The 19603-nt window shown below is 33.6% G+C and carries 20 protein-coding genes; 3 read left to right on the forward strand and 17 right to left on the reverse strand.

Annotated features, from left to right (window positions below; genetic code table 11):
* Positions 1 to 23: 23 nt before the first annotated feature.
* The 6 genes from PBV87_RS22935 to PBV87_RS16825 all read right to left on the reverse strand — a co-directional run bounded on the left by PBV87_RS22935 (position 24) and on the right by PBV87_RS16825 (position 6570).
* A complete protein-coding gene (locus tag PBV87_RS22935) occupies positions 24 to 353 on the reverse strand; it encodes a hypothetical protein (protein ID WP_330680470.1) in 330 nt (109 codons plus the stop codon).
* A gap of 1 nt (position 354) precedes the next feature.
* The gene (locus PBV87_RS22940) at positions 355 to 666 is read right to left on the reverse strand and encodes a PD-(D/E)XK nuclease family transposase (RefSeq protein WP_330680471.1); all 312 of its coding nucleotides are present in this window, start codon (positions 664 to 666) and stop codon (positions 355 to 357) included.
* 143 nt (positions 667 to 809) lie between these two features.
* Entirely contained in the window at positions 810 to 2837 is a 2028-nt protein-coding gene (locus PBV87_RS16810; protein ID WP_271013028.1) for an S-layer homology domain-containing protein, read from the reverse strand.
* Positions 2838 to 3245: 408 nt separating this feature from the next.
* On the reverse strand, positions 3246 to 3770 hold the full coding sequence (locus PBV87_RS16815) for a hypothetical protein (protein ID WP_271013029.1): 525 nt from the start codon (positions 3768 to 3770) through the stop codon (positions 3246 to 3248).
* Between the two features lie 263 nt (positions 3771 to 4033).
* Positions 4034 to 4759: a LytR/AlgR family response regulator transcription factor gene (locus PBV87_RS16820; RefSeq protein WP_271013030.1), complete on the reverse strand. Its 726-nt coding sequence runs from the start codon at positions 4757 to 4759 to the stop codon at positions 4034 to 4036.
* 20 nt (positions 4760 to 4779) lie between these two features.
* Positions 4780 to 6570, reverse strand: coding sequence for a sensor histidine kinase (locus PBV87_RS16825; protein ID WP_271013031.1), 1791 nt, complete (start codon positions 6568 to 6570; stop codon positions 4780 to 4782).
* Positions 6571 to 6810: 240 nt separating this feature from the next.
* On the opposite strand from PBV87_RS16825, the gene PBV87_RS16830 reads away from it, so the two are divergent.
* Both PBV87_RS16830 and PBV87_RS16835 read left to right on the forward strand, forming a co-directional pair.
* Positions 6811 to 6963: a hypothetical protein gene (locus PBV87_RS16830; RefSeq protein WP_271013032.1), complete on the forward strand. Its 153-nt coding sequence runs from the start codon at positions 6811 to 6813 to the stop codon at positions 6961 to 6963.
* Between the two features lie 131 nt (positions 6964 to 7094).
* The gene (locus PBV87_RS16835) at positions 7095 to 7565 is read left to right on the forward strand and encodes a VanZ family protein (protein ID WP_271013033.1); all 471 of its coding nucleotides are present in this window, start codon (positions 7095 to 7097) and stop codon (positions 7563 to 7565) included.
* Between the two features lie 37 nt (positions 7566 to 7602).
* Here the strand turns inward: PBV87_RS16835 and PBV87_RS16840 are convergent, their stop codons facing one another.
* From PBV87_RS16840 to PBV87_RS16885, 10 genes are all read right to left on the reverse strand, one after another.
* Positions 7603 to 8517 carry a nucleotidyltransferase family protein gene (locus PBV87_RS16840; RefSeq protein ID WP_271013034.1) on the reverse strand — a complete coding sequence of 305 codons (915 nt, stop codon included), beginning with the start codon at positions 8515 to 8517 and terminating at the stop codon, positions 7603 to 7605.
* Positions 8518 to 8611: 94 nt separating this feature from the next.
* Positions 8612 to 9268 carry a class D sortase gene (locus PBV87_RS16845; protein WP_271013035.1) on the reverse strand — a complete coding sequence of 219 codons (657 nt, stop codon included), beginning with the start codon at positions 9266 to 9268 and terminating at the stop codon, positions 8612 to 8614.
* 91 nt (positions 9269 to 9359) lie between these two features.
* The gene (locus PBV87_RS16850) at positions 9360 to 10040 is read right to left on the reverse strand and encodes a hypothetical protein (RefSeq protein WP_271013036.1); all 681 of its coding nucleotides are present in this window, start codon (positions 10038 to 10040) and stop codon (positions 9360 to 9362) included.
* Positions 10041 to 10295: 255 nt separating this feature from the next.
* Positions 10296 to 11219: an LPXTG cell wall anchor domain-containing protein gene (locus tag PBV87_RS16855; protein WP_271013037.1), complete on the reverse strand. Its 924-nt coding sequence runs from the start codon at positions 11217 to 11219 to the stop codon at positions 10296 to 10298.
* A complete protein-coding gene (locus PBV87_RS16860; protein ID WP_271013038.1) occupies positions 11209 to 12351 on the reverse strand; it encodes a hypothetical protein in 1143 nt (380 codons plus the stop codon). Before PBV87_RS16860 ends, PBV87_RS16855 begins: the two co-directional genes overlap by 11 nt.
* Positions 12352 to 12481: 130 nt before the next feature.
* Positions 12482 to 13648, reverse strand: a complete 1167-nt coding sequence (locus PBV87_RS16865) for a DUF5305 family protein (RefSeq protein ID WP_271013039.1) — start codon at positions 13646 to 13648, stop codon at positions 12482 to 12484.
* A gap of 17 nt (positions 13649 to 13665) precedes the next feature.
* Positions 13666 to 14868 carry a signal peptidase I gene (locus tag PBV87_RS16870; RefSeq protein WP_271013040.1) on the reverse strand — a complete coding sequence of 401 codons (1203 nt, stop codon included), beginning with the start codon at positions 14866 to 14868 and terminating at the stop codon, positions 13666 to 13668.
* Complete coding sequence (locus PBV87_RS16875; RefSeq protein WP_271013041.1) at positions 14858 to 15484, reverse strand: response regulator; 627 nt, start codon at positions 15482 to 15484, stop codon at positions 14858 to 14860. Before PBV87_RS16875 ends, PBV87_RS16870 begins: the two co-directional genes overlap by 11 nt.
* Before the next feature lie 14 nt (positions 15485 to 15498).
* Positions 15499 to 17100 carry a sensor histidine kinase gene (locus PBV87_RS16880; RefSeq protein WP_271013042.1) on the reverse strand — a complete coding sequence of 534 codons (1602 nt, stop codon included), beginning with the start codon at positions 17098 to 17100 and terminating at the stop codon, positions 15499 to 15501.
* A 264-nt stretch (positions 17101 to 17364) separates the two neighbouring features.
* Positions 17365 to 17637 carry a hypothetical protein gene (locus PBV87_RS16885; protein ID WP_271013043.1) on the reverse strand — a complete coding sequence of 91 codons (273 nt, stop codon included), beginning with the start codon at positions 17635 to 17637 and terminating at the stop codon, positions 17365 to 17367.
* A 99-nt stretch (positions 17638 to 17736) separates the two neighbouring features.
* Between PBV87_RS16885 and PBV87_RS16890 the strand changes: the two genes are divergently transcribed.
* Positions 17737 to 18663 (forward strand): helix-turn-helix domain-containing protein, encoded by a 927-nt coding sequence (locus tag PBV87_RS16890; protein ID WP_271013044.1) that lies wholly within the window; start codon positions 17737 to 17739, stop codon positions 18661 to 18663.
* A 121-nt stretch (positions 18664 to 18784) separates the two neighbouring features.
* Here PBV87_RS16890 and PBV87_RS16895 read toward each other — a convergent pair whose 3' ends face one another.
* Positions 18785 to 19558: a hypothetical protein gene (locus tag PBV87_RS16895; protein WP_271013045.1), complete on the reverse strand. Its 774-nt coding sequence runs from the start codon at positions 19556 to 19558 to the stop codon at positions 18785 to 18787.
* Positions 19559 to 19603 lie beyond the last annotated feature (45 nt).

Here is a 19603-nt window from a genome sequence, read left to right on the forward strand (position 1 = left end):
TATATTCTGTGCTCTTACCATCTCTACAGTTGTTCTCTTAATCGTTTAACTTCATCATAAGATAAGCCGGTTTTATCCGCTATAGTATTATCGTCTAATATATCTAATAGGCTTCTTGCTACTTTATATACACCTTCTTTGATGCCTTCTTCTCTACCTTCTTCTTTTCCCTCTTCAAACTTTTCCTTATCACGTTCTAAAAGTGTCATATATTGCACCTCCATTGATTTGTCTTGTTTGAGATAAGTTACCTTTTTATGAATTTCCTTTACTAGCATACTTTTTGCAGTATTTGCAACTGCATCAGTAGAATGTTCTACATAAGCTAAAAACTCTAATAATTCTTCATCCACATCATCGTGTGTCCCTTTTGTATTTAAAAATACCTTGGTAGTAACGACTTCTTTTCGCAAGATTTTTCCGTTTACCTTTTTGCATTTCTACATTATAAATTGTATCATTCTCATCACTGACATAGATATCTAATCGTACACCCTTACTTGTTAGTAGTAGGTCTATAACCTTTTGTTCTGTAGGCATTTCAATATATTTAATTCTAATGTTTAATATCTTTTCAAGTACTCTTTTACAAATTTCTTGATCACTCATTACCTTTGCAAAGAGAAAGTCATCATCTAAGTTTAGCTCTTGTATTATCTTATTCATTCATCTTCTCCCTAAAGGTAATAGTATATTTTTATACTATTATTATATCCAACCTCAAGTATTTTTCAAACACTCTTTATTACTTTAAGTACTCTATAAAAAAAGGGACTGTGTATAACAGCCCCTTGTTCCTATGTCTTCAACTATTTTTTGATTACTTCTATTATTTCTGGGTAGCTAAGATTGTTATAGTTATAAGTAACTTCTACCTTATTCCCTTTTTTGATTTGATTTCTGTAGCTTGCTTGACCCTCTACAATAATCTCTACTTGTGTTGGAATCTCAATACGTTTAAGTACTTTGGATTCTCCTGTGAGTTCATCATAGTCAACAAGTACATCTATGTATTTAGCTGATGGACCTACATTTTCTACTGTTCCTGTATAAACCATTTCTGTAGGTACTTCTTTAACAACAATAGATAGTGCTTCACTGCTATCTGCAATAACTTCTACTCTAGCATTTAATAAGATATCACGTACTGTAATATCTTTTCTAGATGTTGCATCGTAGATATCTGTGTTCTTTGTGATATTAATAATTTTAAGGTCATTTTTTGTTTTGATAGCAATCTGTGGTGTGCTTGATAAAATAACACTTTCTACAGTCCCAACGAAGCTACTTTCTTCTCCTGTTGCTTCAATAGATGTAACCACACCACCATCCATCTCAAGTTTTAATGTATCACCCATACGTAAGTCTTGTACGTTAGCTACTTTACCATTACGTGTAATATCTGCAGCTAAGTCCACTTCTAGTATAGATTCCTTTGTGCCATCTGCTATGGTTAAGCTATAACTTGTCACTCGATTTGCAATGCGTACAAATTCAGCTTCTGTTTCATTTACTTGGGCACGTGCCAAAATGTTAACCTTAACAATCTTATTGTCTTCTATGTAAATACGTACGCGATCACCTACAGATAAATCTTCTAATGTTAAAGTTTTAGTACCTTCAACAATACTATATTGATCTGCTAAAAGATAGGTCACAATACCAGCATTAGTAGATACAGAAATAGATCCACTACGTCCGATATTTTCGACATCACCTAAATATCTCATGGTTTCTGTATCTTCTGTTGTGTCTTCTTTATCACTTGTATCTGGTGTCGTTGTTGTTCCACCTGTTGTGTTATCTAATAATTGAATGGTTTTGATAAGTTCAATACCATTTTCTTTTGCAACGGTTACAGCTACATTCTCACCTACTGTTACTTTTGAGAAGTCTACAACTTGTCCACTTGCATTAGTCACTTTTGTGCTTGGATTAGCTGTATAGAAAGTTGTTTTACCATTTACTTCTAAAAGGACATAATTCTCATTTGCTGCATTATTTTTAGGTACAACTTTATTGATTTTCCCTTTAATAGCTGCTGCATCTGGTGTTGTACTTGATGTATTGTCTTCTGGTTTTGTTTGTGGCTTATTCGCTGCTTCTTCTTTGTCTAGTTTCTCTTTATAGACTAAAGCACTGTAAGTCATTTGGGCACAAAGGGCTCTTGTTACCTTTGTATTTGCTCCCATATTGCCTTTAGCATCCCCATTTAAAAGGCCAATTTCACTTAAATAAGCTACATGAGGTCTATTCTCCTCACGAATAAGGTCATTATCTGTAAACTTTGTTTTACCTGTATATTTCTCTTTTGCAGTTACTTCTTTACCAATTACACGTACTAAAAACGCTGCAAGATCTTGCTTTGTTAAAGTATTTTTAAATTCTTTACCCTCTGCACTTTTAATCATGAAACGACTTAAATCTTCTTCTTTTAAGTAGCCACGACCAAGTAAATAGGCAATTTCTTCATTACATCTTGTTTCCCATGCACTGTATTTATCCATATATGTCTTCAGTAATGGTTTTTTTGCTTCATAATTCTCTGCGATTTGCTTTTTCAAAGTTGGATCCATATCTTTGATAACAAGTTCATCTTGATAACCTGTCGCTTTTGCTAGCACCTCTGCTACTTCAAAATAAGTAACTTCTTGTGTAGGTGCAAATTCCCCACTACTATTTTTGGTCATATAACCTTTATCTTGCATATAACTCATCGCTGTATAGGCCCAATGATTTTCTTTAACATCTGTAAATGTTACTGCACCAAACACATTTACAGACATAATGCCTACAAGTGAAAAAGTCAAAAGTAATTTAGAATAATGTTTTCTCATCTAAATAGCCTCCTTATATTTCCTTGCACATAATATTAACTAAGAGTATACTCTACCACTATTTTCTATTCTATAAGATACTTCCTTAAAAGACAATTGAATTTCTGTTTGTTCAAGATTTTTTAATCAGATTGTAATATAAGAAAATTCTAGAGTTCACACTTTATCTTTTCTGTCGTTTATGCATAATTTATAGAAAATGCTGTAGACAACTTTTCCCTATTATTCACAGGTTATCCCCAAATTTAAATATTGTTTTCAACCACCATTTAAGTTTATCCCCAATTTTAAGCTTTTTTTCCCCAGATTTTGGGGATAACATAAAATAAGCAGCTATTTTAAGGGGTATAACCCACAAAATAGCTGCTTCGCATATTATTTGATTTTTCTACAATTCGACGTTATATCTTATAGTAAGAAGTTCCTCATATGCGCTATAATATCTTCTCTTTTGGTTTCTACATCATAAAAACCCTTTTTTATATATAGACGTTGAATATCAATAGTACGCATATCACTTAGCTGTAATCTAGCAAGATTACTATTTTTAAATTCTTTTATTTTAATATCTAATTCAAATTCTGGATCAATCTCTGCGGAATCTTCTTTAACAGATGTCATAGGGATTACGAGTAGCTTGGTTTTCAAACGTTTATACACATAGCACCAATGGCCTCCATAAAGTTCTTTTGGAAAGCCTCTCGTCAAATTGAAATAAGCAACTTGATGCTCATTGGGAATGTGCTTTGGAAGATAAAATGTTGTAGATGGGTCACCGCTCCCTTTAGATGTTAATACATTATAAAAATAATCTAATTGGTCTACATGATATTCTAAATCCCTTATGAATCCATCAATACTTTGATACTGATTAATTCTATCCAGTTTGTCCACTATTTCTATCATCTTATGATAAATTGCTCTATCTGTCATATTTTATATTCCTCATTTTATTTCCAGTTTATATGTTGAATTATCCTCATCTCTTTTATATAATCTTATCCCTAGTTTATATTTGGGGAGAGCTTAACAAACACCTGTGGAGACTTTTGCAAGTTATTTTTAGCATTTATCACTATCATATGGGGTTATGTTGAAAGGTGTTTATTAAGCTTTCTATGATTATAGCATTGATACGAGTTACTTTATAAGTTTTTGTTGCAAATCATCTTATTTTTGTTCCAAATAATCTATTTCTATAGATTTCTAAGCATATAGCGAGTATATTTTGCTTTTAAGTCTTTCATATATTTAATTCCTATAGGTAGACTTGTCCTATTCCTAAAAACCACTTGTTTACTTTGAATTTTATCTATATAGAATAAATTACACAAGTAAGACCTATGTATTCTAACAAACTGTTTATGATCTAGCTGCTTTTCTACCATTTCTAAAGTAGAATAAAATCTTCCTGCTTCTCCATTTAAAGTATGAATGATAACTATTCTCTTAAGCACTTCAAAATACATAACCTTTTCTATATCTATACTTCTTAATTCATGGCCAACTTTATAAAAGAACTTGGCAGCCTTATACTTATTAACAATTTGAGTTGCTTTAAGCAAAATTTCTTCAATCTTTTCATCTTGAACTTCTTGTTTGATTAAATAATGAAGTGGCATAATCTCTAAGGCATCAAAAACATGCTCTTTACTCACTGTCAAGAATACTACAGGTGCATTAGAACCTTTCATTCTTAAATGATTGGCTATGTCTACACCTGTTCTATTATCAATAAGTACATCTAAAAAGAAACAATCTATCTTTTCACTTAATGCCTCTATATCAAATAGGATTTGCTCACTACTAAGGTACTTATGAATATTAATTTCTATATTATTTTTAACTGCCATCTTCTCTAATTTGATACACAAATTATTTAAGAAAAGCTCTTCATCATCACATACACAAATATTGAACATCCTGTCGCTACTCCTCTATTCTAAACTTCAAACAAAACAAATGCGATTTCAAACACCTCTCTTGTATGACTAATCTGTAACTCTCCACCATACTTTTCTACGGATTTCTTTATATTCTTTAGCCCAAACCCATGTATCTCTTTATTTTCTTTTGTTGTTTTATAATTGATATCAATAGGCAAACTGCTATTAATCCCATTACTGATCTTGCATATAAGTTGTCCTTCTTTATAGTAGATTTTAATATTAATCCATCTCAAATCTTCTACCTTTTTGCACGCTTCTATTGCATTATCAAGGGCATTGCCATATATGCTACACCAATCTAATAAATCAATAGCTATATTCTTTTTGATAAGGATTTCATGTGTTACTTTAATACCCAATGTACTTGCAATATAAAACTTTTCTGTAAGAATAGCATCTAAAATAGGATTCCCTGTATCAAATACCTTTCGTCTTTGTTTTTCTACTTCATCTAGCATTAAGGCCGTATAATGTTGGACTTCTCCAATATTATTCTCACAAGCTAGCTGATTGACTACTTTCCAGTGATTCTTCATATCATGTTGAATCTTCCTATAGCTAATATACTTCTGTTCTAATAAGATATAATGTTCTAATTGATTATTTAATTGTATCTTTAAAAACCTATTATAGTTGTTGGTTTCTAATAACTTAAGTAAACCATAAGTAATTTTAAAAATAATGGCACCTTCCAAAAGTATAATGGTTGAGATCATTACCTTCATACTTATAGATACAGATTGTATATCTCTTTTAAATATATTTATAAGAATAATCAAGATAGCTATCGTTAGTATACCTACTAAATAACGTCTATTCTTATTCACTTCCTGAAGTACTATACCCATACAAACAAATAAGGTAATACAAAAGAATATGATATAGCCTCTTTCTAAAACATTTAAAGAAAGTAACTCAAATAACTGTGCAATTAAAATCAATGCCCAATATCCTAAATGAATATCAGATAACCATAAAGTAACCCGCTTATACTCCATATTGTAACGATGATAAATATATCTATACATTAAAACAGGAAATAAGAATAAAACATTTAATTGAATGTAGTAATTAAAGGCAAAGTTATTGTAAATAAACAAGTAACCTTGGCTTTGCCCTATAATCCATATTACAATACACCCAATTAATCCTACTAAATAGAGATTTTCATAACCTGTTTTATATTTAAAATTTACTAAAATAATAAGAATTAATATGAGTACACCAATAAGAACCAGTGAAAAAGCAATCATCATTTCTACACTACTATAACTATACATTACTAAAATATTATAGTCCCTTGTCCCAAATTCTACTTTATATAATATATCAATAGCCTGTTTATCACATGACTTAAATTCTATTTTTACTTCCTTACCAAAACAATCCTCTGGTAAATCTACTATTAAGCAGGCATTGCCTACAGGTTTCCCGTTATTTAAAGCACTTAAAGAATCAAAACGATAAATTAATTCTCCATCTAAAAATACTTTAAACTTTAAGTTACCTGTCCCTATTCTAAGACTAGGATTAGGAAAATTATAAAGGGGCAACCTTTTTTGTATGGTTATGGTTTGACTTGCCTCATCTTCATGGATATCATAAGGTAAGTCTATCACTTTTCCTATAGAGCTTCCTTCTATAGTTAACAACCAGTCCTTAGAAAATCCATCCACATTTTCTGTCCTTAATGCATCCTTTGCATAAGGTAATGTCCGTGCCAAAAAGAAGATTCCTAGTAGAAGGATTATGATAACTGTTCCTCTTATTAAAATTTTCCTCATACTCTTATCCTTCCCTTTTTACATTAAATCATTATATAGTTTGATTTTATTGTCAAGACTACAACTTATATTTAGTAAAATTTTATCAGATAGCACCTTATGAATGTATCAATATCACTATATTCTTACTCTCATTTAGGATTATATTTTCTTAATCTAGCTTTACATTTTTTGATTAACATATATTTTTTTTGCATTAAACTTAATTTTTTGTTATATTTTTCTAAAGAAATTACTAATATGATTACATCACTTGTATCTGAAAGTAATCTATTAAAAAATAATACTTCTGATATGACACAACAACTTAAAGAACAAGAATTATCTCATTCTAGTGATCATATTACACAAGCTATTTCTGAAATTTCTACTGTGACACATACCCTAGAATAACTTATGAAAACTTTCACATTAGATTCAACTAAATAATAGACAAAAAGGAGACCATCACCAGGTCTCCTTTCTATTTCATTTAATTTTATGTTATTATACTATAATACAAATTATGTTTAGGAGGTTTCTGCATGATGAAATGCCGTTCTATTGCATGTGGTATCTTAATTTCCTGTGCAATATTATTAATCTTTCGTTTCTCCTTACAAGATGCGCCTACCTCTAACACCCTTAGTAAGCAAGTGACTCAGTCTGTCGCTACAGTTCTTGAACAAACAGGACTTTCAGAATCTATGAAGACACCAACTAATAGTGAGATACGTGCTTTAGCTCATTTTGGTCTCTTCTTTTTGTTGGGATTGATTTCAATGGGGAGCTTTCTATTCCAACAAATTTCTTTGCGTCGTGCTACTTGCGTTACTCTGATTCTAGGTATGATTACTGCTTTGGTAGATGAGATTATACAACTTAGTTCAAATGGTAGAGCCTTTGAATGGATTGATATGGGCAAGGATGTTCTAGGTGTGTGTGTTAGCATTATCCTTATAAGTATCCTTGTACTTATCTATAGAGCAACAAAAAAAGCAGTGGAGGCCTTTTAAAGGCTCCACTGCTTTTACTTTTCTTAAAAACGATTATTTATCTCCAGATATTTTCTGGATAGACACCAGCATTTTGTAAGCCTTGAATAGCTTGTACAACAGCTGGTTTATCTTCTTTATAAGTTACACCATACCATTTATCTTTAGAATGAAGCACATCTACACTTGCTTTATCCGCTTGGATTAGAGTATCTACTACAGATGGCAAGAAGAACTCAGCTTTAAGTGGATTCTCTTGGATTGCTTGATCTAAAAATGGTACAAATTGAGCTTCTAAAGCTTCAAATATACTTGGTGTAAAGCCCCATAAATTCATAGATACAATACTTTCTTCACTTACAGGTGTCCAAGTTTCTCCCTCTAAAAATTGCACTTCTCCCTCGTGATGTGCAATGTGAGTACGCTCACAAATAGAAGCAAGCTTAGCTTCTTGGGTAAGTTCACAAATCCCACGTGCTACATGACCATTGTCTGTTAAAGTATTTTTTAAAGTATACCCTACCATAGCATAACGATACTTATCGTCATCTTGTGCTACTTTTAAGAAGTCATAAATGGCTTTAAAAGCTTCTTGGCCATAGTAATCATCTGCATTAATAACTGCAAAAGGTTGGTCTACTACTTCTTTACAACAAAGAATAGCATGACCTGTACCCCAAGGTTTGATGCGCTCTCCCGGCACTTCATAACCTTCTGGTAACTTATCAAGCTCTTGGTATACATACTCTACCTCAATCATCTTAGCAATGCGGTCTCCAATAGCTTGTTTGAAGTCTGCTTCATTAGCCCTTTTAATAATAAAGACAACCTTCTTAAATCCAGCTTGGATCGCATCATAGATAGAAAAATCAATGATAAGCTCTCCATGTGACCCAACTGGATCGATTTGTTTAAGTCCACCATAGCGACTCCCCATACCTGCTGCCATAATGACTAAAATTGGTTCTGACATAATTCCTACTCCTCTAAAATCTTTTATAATATATGCTTTGTAATCTGTACCATTATAGCATAATTTGTCAAAAACTCAAAGATAGCCTTACTCGCTACTCTATTAACTCTCCTCGCACAATCAAACGATGGGTTGCTTTAACCACGGGGTGACAAGTGATAAGCGTGATAACCTTTCTATCTTCTACCGGCTCTGTTACCCATACTTCACTAGGCTCTACAAGAAAAGATTCGTATACTCTGTAGGTATACGTTTCATTTCCTATACTCACAGTAATCTCATCTCCTACTTCTAGCTCATCCAAACGATTAAAATACTCTCCAAAGGTATAGCTCCTGTGCCCCGCCACTGCACAGTTGCCCACCTCTCCAGGCATAGCCGTCCCTGGCATATGCCCTACTGCATATTTAAGTGCTTCCTTGGTTACCCCTTCCGTAAATAAGAGGTCTACATCTATCTTAGGGATGGATAGCATACCAAGGACTTCTAGACCGTTAGGTGTTTGAGCAACTACATTTAATTGATCCTTTTCTTGTATTTCTAAGTTATCCTGTACTCCATGTTCATCTTCTGTGCCATTTTCCAATGTTTCCTGAAGTGTTTCCATAGAAGATTCAAGTTGTGAAAGACTATATAGATAATTCTTGTAAAATTTTTGTTGTTCATACTTGGTATATATATTCCCAAGCATAGGAAGGCTGAGCACTATAATACCTAGCACTATTAGTAATTTACCTATATGCCTACTCATATATTCTTTCCTCTCCTATATTCAACAAACCACCCATTAATATTCTTATTAACAGGTGGTTTGTTGAATATCAAGCTTTATTACTTAATACTTAGTTCCAGAAATTATTATCAAATACTTGTTCAAATAAGAATTTTAATTCGATAGATGCATTTTTATTTTGTGTTTTATTTTTAGCTTTTGAATCTAATCCTACAAATACTTCTAATTTGATATCAGAATCTGCCCCTGTACCAGGTACAAAAAGTATATCTCTACCACCTAATACTTCTTTTACATTAACTTCTTTTAAATTTGATAGAGTTCCTTCATATAAATTACAAAATACATCATTATCCCATGCAACAATTTTTACAAGCAAATCTTCCTTGAGTTCTTCATCTATAGTTGTTGGTAATGTTGGAGTAACTTTAGCCAATCTAGCAGCTACAGTTCCAGCATTAACCATATCAGCTTTAACACAGGTATAGGCACCTGGTACTAATTCACTTAATTCAATACTAATTAAATCCTCTTCATTATCATAATCACCTTCTGCTGGTCCATCAAGTAAACTTGTAGTTGAAACAAACGTTGTATATCTACCGTCTACATCATGCACGATATCATTTAAATAAGTATCTTTACTTTGATGGTTAGCAAATTTTACATTAAGATGACCTGTATCTACTGTTGTACTAACAGCTAATGTATCTGTCCAGTATGCATAACCTGTTCCTAATAATCCCATTGATAATACTAAAGCCCCAATCATAAATTTAGTTTTTTTCATTTTTTTCTCTCCCTTTTTCAATTTATTTGTATTGCTTCATGTCTTTATTATACTTTTTACCATTTATTACCACATCATCCTTAGGTGTACTTCTGTTACTACTTGTGAATACTTCTCTTACTACTTAAGTAGTAGGCAAATTGCACTATTTCTTCTAGCCGAACTAATCAAAGTACTAGAATATAAAATCCCCCTTTCACTTGGCTATTTAGCAAAGCAAAAAGGGGATCACTCTTCTTTTATTAAGTAGTAAAATTACTCATCTTTTTTTCTATATATCACAAGCCCACTAGCTAAAAGGGTAAAACCTATTCCGTATACGATACCTGGTGCTACGCCACCTGTTTTAGGGAGCAGACCTACTGTTCCTTGATTTGGTAGTTCTTCTTGTGGATTTTGTGGTTGTTCTATATCAGGTAAATTTTCTACTACTTCTTCTTGAGGTTCTATTCCTTCATCACCTGGCTGAGCTACATCGGGTGTATTTTCTTCTTGATGATCTGGAGTGGATACATCAGGTTTTGGTTTACTTGGGTCTGGTGTATCTGGGCCTGGTTTTACATCTGGTTCTTGACTACCTCCTCCAGATTCATTCCCTCCTCCAGAGCCACCGCCAGATTCTATTACTTGTTCTAAGTTAATACTGATGGTAAAACCTATGATTTGATCTTGCATATCTTCAATCTCAGGTGCCATTCCCATGCTCCACTTCATAGGCATAGTATCCCCTTGAGCTAACTTTGTACCTTTATAGGTACTTACTAGGTAATCTGTATAAGCTTCTTTTCCTTTATAAGTACGACCTGCTTCATCATATCCCACTAACCAATCTATCATTTCTGGATTATAGGTTTTATCTGCAACATCTTTTATTTCATCTAGTGTAAGTGTAATATCTTTTATTTGTGCTGTAATCTCGCCATAGTTTTCAATGTATGTTTCAATATTAAAGTAAGCTCCTGGATAGAGATTATTTACTTTCACATCAATACCTGTCTTATTTTCTGCAATCTCTACGTCTACATATGGACTGGCTTTAGTTACTACTGGATTATTAAAATAAACGTCAAACCTTTTGGTGCTAATGGTATGTTCCTTCACAGTTGTAGCAGCATAACCTACTTGCAATAAAATTGCAGAAGTCATTAATGCTATACCTAATAGTTGTTTACTCTTCATTACCGCCACCTCCTTCCATCACTTCTTGTACTTGAGTAGGCTCTGGTGTTGATGATGGTAATTCTGATGTTGTATCCTGAGTCGGGCTTGATATAGCCGCTGAATCTGGTATTTCCCAATTTTTTGGTAGCTCAGGTTCTACTGGTGGTGTTGGAATACCTCCTGAATCCGATGTCTCCAAGTCGTCTGGCTGCACTGAGTCTACTGGATCTGCTGGCAGTGGTGTTGGAACACCTCCTGAATCTGGTGTCTCCAAGTCATCTGGCTGCACTGGGTCTACTGGATCTGCTGGTAGTGGTATTGGAACACCTCCTGAACCCGGTGTTTCAGAACCATCTGGCTGCATTGGGTCTATTGGTAGTGGTACTGGCATACCATCTAACCCTGATGCTCCCTCTCCTTCTGGCAATAGTATATCTAGTGGTAATTGTACCATTTCTACTGGGAAGTCCCTTCTATCAACACGAATCTTAGTACTATACCATGCATTTTGTGATAGCCCTAATCCATATTTTAAGTTAAGGGTCATAGTCACTCTACACTGATTGGTAAAATAATTAGTTAGGTCTTCTGGTATTGTGATCTGTGTATTGTCTTCATATAATTTTATATAGAAGGTTTCTGTTGCTCCCATTTCTAACAAAAACCAGTCTTCACACTCTTCTAAACGTATCCTACTTCCACCGTTATCTGTTGCTCTATAAACCTTGACCTTTTCGACTTTTTCTTGGTATGTAATACCATCTGATATTTCTATATTTGCAGCAATATCTTTAAGACATAAGTTGTAAGCTGTAGTGCCATCATTGGTCAAAGTAACTTCTGCAAATACCTCCATGTTATAATCATCTGCTATGCTACTGTATCTACTCTGTCCGCTGCCTTCCTCACCCTCTTCATTTTGTAATTCCACTTTCCAGCCTTCTTCCCCTTGTTCACATGCTATTTTTCCATATATATGTCCACTGCCATCTTCATAGTCTAATATCCATCTACCTGTAGTTATACTCGCTATCACTTGTAAACTACCAGACCAATGTGCATAGCTTATCCCCATAAGACTACTCATGACAGCAACTACACTCATCAAATAAATCAAACGTTTTCTTTTATTACGCATAGTTTTCCCCATACTTCTCCTCCCTTCATTATTATGTTTTACTTTTATTCTACCCTTATTAAACCGGCTTTTCATCACACAAAAGTAGCCCTGAACTACTACTTAAGTAGTAGTTCAGGGCTACCTTCTCATATTTTCCTTACTATAGGTCTAGGTGTTCCCAATTAGCTGTCTCAGTAGGAGATGTTTCTCCGTTTTCTGCAGCTATTGTTTTCTTGCTACGCCCACCCTTTTCTAATTGATAGCTATACACACTTCCCCTATCAATAACATAGAACTTTTGTATGGATAACATATCTCTATTATTTTCATATAATAGTGGCTGTTCGAGCTCATCTGCTATTTTTACTAAATCCTCTAAGCTTTTAACCTCATAGTACTTATCATAACCTTCATCTTCTATAGTTTTGACACCTACCATACGGCTTCCATAATGGGTTAAAAGTTGTTTGATCTCTTTGATTCTTTTATCTTCGGCCGTTGGCGCTGTGGTAAAGCCTAGAATAAGTACTGCTACTAACACAGTAATCCCAATACCTACTAAGTATAAAACCCTTGTCTTTTGATCTGGTGGCAATGTCACTGTTACGTTTTCTTTAATACTATCTTCTACTGTCTCTTCTCCTTGTACCGTAATAGTGAAGTAAGCACCATCTAAAGGCATAATAGTTGAAATCTCAATAGGTCTCTCTATTAGTTCATAAGATGTCTGAATATCCATTTGTCCTATAACTTTAATTCGTAACTCTGCAGGTGCATTTACCTTGGTAGCTTCTATAATAGATTTTGCAAACTCATTGTAACTTTTATAGTTTACCTCTGCTGTTTTTTGTATTTCATAGCTAGTTCCTTTTCCTTTAAAGTTTTGAACTGGGACGAGTTCAAAGGACTTACTCCAAATATCTTGTTTAATCTCTTTATCTTCTTGTTTCTTCGTTGTATACCCAGCTACTTGTGCTTCAATCTTATACTGTCCACTTATCTCACTTTCTTCGCTACCCGTAAAGCTTACTGTGAAATGATTATTGATGCTCTTTATAAATTCAGACAAGTAAATTTGATCTTCACCTAGTTTATTTTCTTCATAAAGTTCATTTTCTATTAAGTTAACAGCATACTTAACATCTGTATTGTAGGTATACTCATAAAGTTTCTTCTCTTCTTCTACAGTATTCTCTTTTTTAAGTTCTTGAATATAACCTAGTCCTAATATTCCTATTAAGATGATAAGTCCAGCAATAATACCTGTTTTTATTTTTGTATCTAGTTTTATTTTCTTGCCTATTCTTGTTTCTTTATCTTTTTTCATATATGTATCCCCTTATCTTAGAACTCTATATCTATTAGATCTTCTGGATTACTACTCTTAAATAGTAATGTTGGCCACCCTACTTTAGGAACAACACCTACTATAGTTCCTTTTACTTCTTCTATTTTAACAAGTCTTGAATCAATACCCGAATTATTGTCTCCCTTTGTTTGATACACTGTTACCCCCTCTTGTTCTAATACATCTACAATGCGATGATTTATAAGGATATCATCACGACTAAACTGTATCACATCACCTATTTTCAGCCCTTCTACATCTTCTACATCCTGTACTTTTCTTACAAGTACCACATCACCTGGGTCTATCATAGGTTGCATACTCCCTGTAGCAATTGCTGATGGATAAATAGGAAATACCCCCACAGTAAACCAAATTATAAGCACACTCAATATAGCTGTAGGTGCCCATTGCCATATACTTTCTTCTTTTATTCGATAGGCCTTTACTTCTTTAGTCAGCTTACTATACCTGCTACTTACTACCATCAGACATCCTATCGGTACCGCCATACCTACTACACCTTTCGCCAACCAATCTAGATTAGGTAAGATAGGAGAGAACCATTCCATTGCTGCTGTCATACCCACATAAATAATAGAAGCTAAAGGTCCTCCACATAAAACCAAATATGTTGCTAATATATTCTCACATAGTGAAGGTAACAGTTGCTCTGCTAAATACATAGTCAAATCTTTCAAGGTAGTAAGTTGAACCAATTTACCTATATTTAATCCTAAAAAGGTCATTAACACAATCACACCACAGGCTACCTTCAACTTATGACGTTTACCAAAGGTACTCATAATGTAACTACGTATACACTCTGTACCTACCAAGGCTGGAAAAATAAAAAGTATATTCATCAAAATCCCTTGTAGACTATGACTATAAGGACTCTTACCAAACCCTTGTATCATCCCTGCAAATAGATTAGCCATAAGCATGGCTACACCACAGTTAAAAGCCCATACTAAAATTGTACCTTTATGCCTAAGCTTGGTCTCTAGATGCATCTTAGGTACTTTGAACCACATGAACAGAATGAATACCATCCATAATCCTGGTATAATCCAATAGGTAAGCATATAGCTAGGTATGAAACTAAATAAGGATGTATTTCCCATTAAATAAATAATAAGAAGCACAATGATTAAACCTACGCTCACCCTCTCGTAAACATTTCTCCTACAAATCATCTTTACGCCTCCAAAGCTTGGTCGCATAAAGTGCAACTTCCGTACGTCTACTTACCCCTAACTTACTCAGTAAACTACTGATATGTTTTTTCACTGTATTCTCAGTTATGTATAGCTTTTCTGCTATCTGGGCATTACTCAAGCCTCTTCCAATCTCTATGAAGATCTCCTTTTCTCTGTCTGTTAGGCTTTCTAAAAGCATGCTTCTTTCTGTCGGTTGTCTGTCTTGTGTGACTTCTGCATCATAGAATCTACGTCCTCTCCCAACAGCTTTGATAGCATAAATAATATCTTCTACATTAGAGTCCTTTAAGATATATCCGTCCACATTTAACTCCTTTGCCCTTATATAATCTCCTTTTCTTGATGAAGAAGTAAAAACAATAAATTTGGTAGGAAGATTTTTCTGGCTCACTTCTGCAATTAAATCTAGTCCATTTTGGCCATTTAAGTTCACATCTACAAGTGCAATATCTGGTGTGTCAATTGCAAGCACCTTTCTGGCTTCCTCCGCATTACTGGCTTCTTGAATATATTCAAATTCCTTTTCTTCCTTTAACATAACAATTAAACCTTTTCTGACAATATCGTGGTCATCTACAACAAGTAATCTCATTTTATTTCCCCCTATTATACAGCTTCTTTAATATGATAATATTTAAACTCTGCACATATCATCGTGCCTTCTCCGGGTATAGAATGAATATCAAACTCTCCGCCTATCTGTCTTGTCAATTGTTCCATATTTTTAATCCCTAACCCAAGCCTATCTTGCTCAACAATCTTGTTATAATCAAATCCCCTTCCATTATCTTCTATCCTTAGCACAAGTCCCCTATGATCTTGATGCAAATCTATATCAATCTGTGATGCACAACCATGCTTGATCCCATTAGCTACACCTTCGCAGCACACTCTATACAATGCCTTCTGCTCCTCTAAATTTAAACTATTTAAGTTACCTTGTATCTTTAACGTTATTGTTACCGGGTGCAATCCCTCCATCACTTTGATAAAGTTTTCTAGCTTTTGAATCAGGTTATTCTTGCCCTGTTTATTCCAACTCATTCCATAGATTGTTGCACGTAACTCTGCCATTGAGTCTGTAATATTTCCCCTAAGCCCTTTAAGATTATTAGCAATTTTCTCTTCTTCTAAAGCTAAAACCTGTTTTTCCAGATTATAAAGTTGACACGATACACCGAATAATTGTTGAATGACACTGTCGTGTATCTCATTAGCAATACGATTTTGCTCATTACCTATCAACAATTGCTCATTTAACTCCTCTAATGCTATTTTCTCCATCATCATCCCGCTTACATAGGCTATAAACTTTAAATCCTCTAAGTTGGACTCTCCCTTAACAATGAGCATTCCAAAAGTATAATATGTGTAACGTATAGGGATAGCCGTATAACCATCTTGATAGTAAACCATTCCATATTTATCCTTCATACACATTTTACTTAGTTGTGCCATATCTATTTGGTTTATTATCCTATCTATATCTTCAGATGCCACGCCATAACTATAAGGTATAATCTCTTTACCTTCATTTACAAAATCTAAATACATGCCAACAGGTAGCTTTCTCACCATCCGCATATGATTCAAAATAGCTTCTATAAGCTTTTGCCTATCCTCTTGATTGGTAAAAAGATAAACTGTTCTATAAATTTTGAGAGTATAATCCAACTGATTCTGAATTTGATTGCTCTTTTCCTCCAATGCCTTTAAGTAGTCAATCAAAAGTTGTACCATTACCGAAATCAGACCAAAACCTGCTATCAAGTTTAAATCTTGTGCCGTTATATGCAAAAATCCGGCATACCTTAGTTCGATACAATACAAATATCCTAGTACACACCCAATGTATACCACCATATTTGCCCACATATAACGAGGTCCCAACTCTATTCCTGCCATAATCATTGTATTGAGAATATACCACATATAAGGACTGTGCAAACCACCTGAACACATCAAAATAATACAATTCCCTATAACTTCAAGTAATATAATGATTTGTATTTGTGTTTTATCTCTTTTACTTTGCCTATAAAGATAATGAGTAGTTAATGCTGTTAATGTTGTTCCCATAATTATAATCAATGTATTACCTAAGTTATGCCCTTCTCCCCCTACTATAAAAAAAATCGATGTCAGTATTAAAGATATGTAACGATACAGTAATAGCATCTTTGTCATATTTGTCTTTTTCAATGACATGCCATCCACTCCCCTATAATTATCATTTTTTACTTTTTTTACCATATCATTATAGCATATTAAATTTTATTTAACTATTTTTTATTTTATTTTATTTTATTTTATTTAATATTCAAATTATTATATTTTTCTTATTTAGAAAAATATAATTTCAAGCTAAACTTCATTACATATGTTATAAAGAAAGAACTGTTTTTACACTAAAAAATGCCTAGTCATATTGACTAGGCATTTTTTTCCGAAACGTTTGGACAAGCACTCTCCCTATACTTCTTTACATGAGGTCATGAAACCCTTATCTTCATTCTCACGTGGTATCACAAAATCTTTGTCTTCATTTGCTCGTGGTACCACAAAGTCTTTGTCTTCATTCACTCGTGATATTACAAAGTCTTTATCTTCATTTACTCGTGGTATTATAAAGTCTTTGTCTTCATTTACTCGTGGTATCACAAAGTCTTTATCCCCTATTCCACATAATGTACTAGATAATACTGCTGCTAGCATAAACAAATGAATATAATGTCTTTTTTTCATATTTTATCCCCTTTTCTATAGTATAATACTTTTAATTACATAAATAAACCCGAATTCATTCTTGGTTTATAATATATAGTTATTAAAGGAGGTATCACTTTGTTCTATTCTTTACATTTAGCTTCTTTTGGCAAAAAAATCAGTACCTTACGCAAGCAAAATAAAATTACTCAACTTATGATTTGCAAGCAAACAGGCATTAATATTGATACCATTAGACGTATCGAGCAAGGTCTAGTTTTACCAAAGTTAGACACCCTTCTACTTCTTTCATCGGCATATAAAGTCGATTTATTAGAGATTTTTTTAGAATATTGTTTCAATGAGCCCCTTAAAAATATTTACACACAACTAGACCCTATTATGTCAACGATTGATGCTGAAGAGATCGTTACCTTTTGTGATGAATCCATCGCCTTAATTAATAGTTCTATAGATACTAGTAACTTACTACTTCCTGCTGAAAGAGACCAGTTACTTTATTTATTAGAAGGTATAAAAGCCTATACGGATAACAATCAAGTCGAACGTTCTATAGATCTATTCCTAAAAGGCCTTAGATGTACACAATCACTGTTATCCTTTGATAAGCTTTCTGAATTATGCTTTAGTGAGATTGAGCTACGCCTCCTCTATTTAATAGCAGCCAACTATCTAGATCTTAATAAAACAGATGAAAGTATTGCCATTCTCTTACACTTGCTATCTATGCCAGACTCAACGCTGTCTTCAAAGCTTCGTATTAAAGCTCATGGACTACTTTCCTATAACTTCTTTGCTATAGGCGACTACAAGCAATCCTTACACTATGCAGATAAAGGAATAGAACTGACACGCAAGGCGCAAAGGACCTATTATGCTCATACACTGCTTGCACGTAAAGCTGTAGCCTTATTAAAACTAGGACAAGAAGGTTACGAAGAAAATATGAAACTGTGTATCGCACTCCTTCAATTTGAAGGCCATACCCACTTAGTAGAACACTACCGTCAAGTTTCTAAGGAGCGTTATCATATTTCTATCTAGAAACCTAGACATACAATAAAAGGTGTAGGATAAGATTACTAAGTCTTATCCTACACCTTTTTCTTTTACCTACCTACACAGACCCCTCCATGTAAGCATTTACTCCCCTTCATCCACTTGCCTAATCAATGTGTAATTCCTGCTCACCTGGATAATGCAATTCACAAAAATAATTATGATAATCTGCAATCCATACGTATTTATCCCATACCCTTGTATTTCCCTTATTTGTTTCTAGCGCTGCTTCCACCTTTGCCTTATGTCGCATTAACAAAGCATACTTCACCTTCTCAAATTCATATGCCGTATAGCATTCCTTATAATACTTAAAGATGGTATTAAGATAGTTCAAAAACCATTGTCCATCACTATCAACGAGAACCTTACTATTTTGAAGGTCTATCTCATCATCCTTTGTAAAGCCTTTCAACATTTCTACTGTCTGAGTATCTAACACAATCCTTGGATAGCACGCCACCTGACTCTCTACGTGATGAGCATCAAGAAGTGCAGGACCAAAAACAATATCTTCATTAATATAGAAGTCTCCCATACTTAACCCACCTCTAACAAATAACCCTTCTACGGCTAAGTTAAACTGATACTCTGCTACGTTGTCAAGAATCTCATCTAACTCCTCTTGCCCGTCATGATTTATAGGATAAGCCACTACCATATTATCTGTAAAAATCTTTATCTTGCCTTGGCTATATTTATTAGGAATAATACACTGCTTATTTTTATTAATTAAATAATTTATTTCCTTAAGCAACTTATTCCCATATCCATACTGACAAGATTCTAAAATCATCTGTGAAAACCCTAAAATATCTATGGCACATACCACCGAGTTTACTAATTCTGGATTTACCTCATTATACTTTTGTTTACTCAATCAACCACTCCCTATCATTTCTTTTTATAAATAAAAAAATTCACA

The sequence above is a fragment of the Holtiella tumoricola genome, assembly GCF_027857615.1.
GTDB classification, from domain to species: domain Bacteria; phylum Bacillota; class Clostridia; order Lachnospirales; family Cellulosilyticaceae; genus Holtiella; species Holtiella tumoricola.

Bases quoted from the DNA above. Each gene is read 5' to 3' on its own strand.
- PBV87_RS22940 (WP_330680471.1), bottom strand. From the start codon at position 666: ATGAATAAGATAATACAAGAGCTAAACTTAGATGATGACTTTCTCTTT.
- PBV87_RS16810 (WP_271013028.1), bottom strand. From the start codon at position 2,837: ATGAGAAAACATTATTCTAAATTACTTTTGACTTTTTCACTTGTAGGC.
- PBV87_RS16815 (WP_271013029.1), bottom strand. From the start codon at position 3,770: ATGACAGATAGAGCAATTTATCATAAGATGATAGAAATAGTGGACAAA.
- PBV87_RS16820 (WP_271013030.1), bottom strand. From the start codon at position 4,759: ATGTTCAATATTTGTGTATGTGATGATGAAGAGCTTTTCTTAAATAAT.
- PBV87_RS16825 (WP_271013031.1), bottom strand. From the start codon at position 6,570: ATGAGGAAAATTTTAATAAGAGGAACAGTTATCATAATCCTTCTACTA.
- PBV87_RS16830 (WP_271013032.1), top strand. From the start codon at position 6,811: ATGATTACATCACTTGTATCTGAAAGTAATCTATTAAAAAATAATACT.
- PBV87_RS16835 (WP_271013033.1), top strand. From the start codon at position 7,095: ATGATGAAATGCCGTTCTATTGCATGTGGTATCTTAATTTCCTGTGCA.
- PBV87_RS16840 (WP_271013034.1), bottom strand. From the start codon at position 8,517: ATGTCAGAACCAATTTTAGTCATTATGGCAGCAGGTATGGGGAGTCGC.
- PBV87_RS16845 (WP_271013035.1), bottom strand. From the start codon at position 9,268: ATGAGTAGGCATATAGGTAAATTACTAATAGTGCTAGGTATTATAGTG.
- PBV87_RS16850 (WP_271013036.1), bottom strand. From the start codon at position 10,040: ATGAAAAAAACTAAATTTATGATTGGGGCTTTAGTATTATCAATGGGA.
- PBV87_RS16855 (WP_271013037.1), bottom strand. From the start codon at position 11,219: ATGAAGAGTAAACAACTATTAGGTATAGCATTAATGACTTCTGCAATT.
- PBV87_RS16860 (WP_271013038.1), bottom strand. From the start codon at position 12,351: ATGGGGAAAACTATGCGTAATAAAAGAAAACGTTTGATTTATTTGATG.
- PBV87_RS16865 (WP_271013039.1), bottom strand. From the start codon at position 13,648: ATGAAAAAAGATAAAGAAACAAGAATAGGCAAGAAAATAAAACTAGAT.
- PBV87_RS16870 (WP_271013040.1), bottom strand. From the start codon at position 14,868: ATGATTTGTAGGAGAAATGTTTACGAGAGGGTGAGCGTAGGTTTAATC.
- PBV87_RS16875 (WP_271013041.1), bottom strand. From the start codon at position 15,484: ATGAGATTACTTGTTGTAGATGACCACGATATTGTCAGAAAAGGTTTA.
- PBV87_RS16880 (WP_271013042.1), bottom strand. From the start codon at position 17,100: ATGTCATTGAAAAAGACAAATATGACAAAGATGCTATTACTGTATCGT.
- PBV87_RS16885 (WP_271013043.1), bottom strand. From the start codon at position 17,637: ATGAAAAAAAGACATTATATTCATTTGTTTATGCTAGCAGCAGTATTA.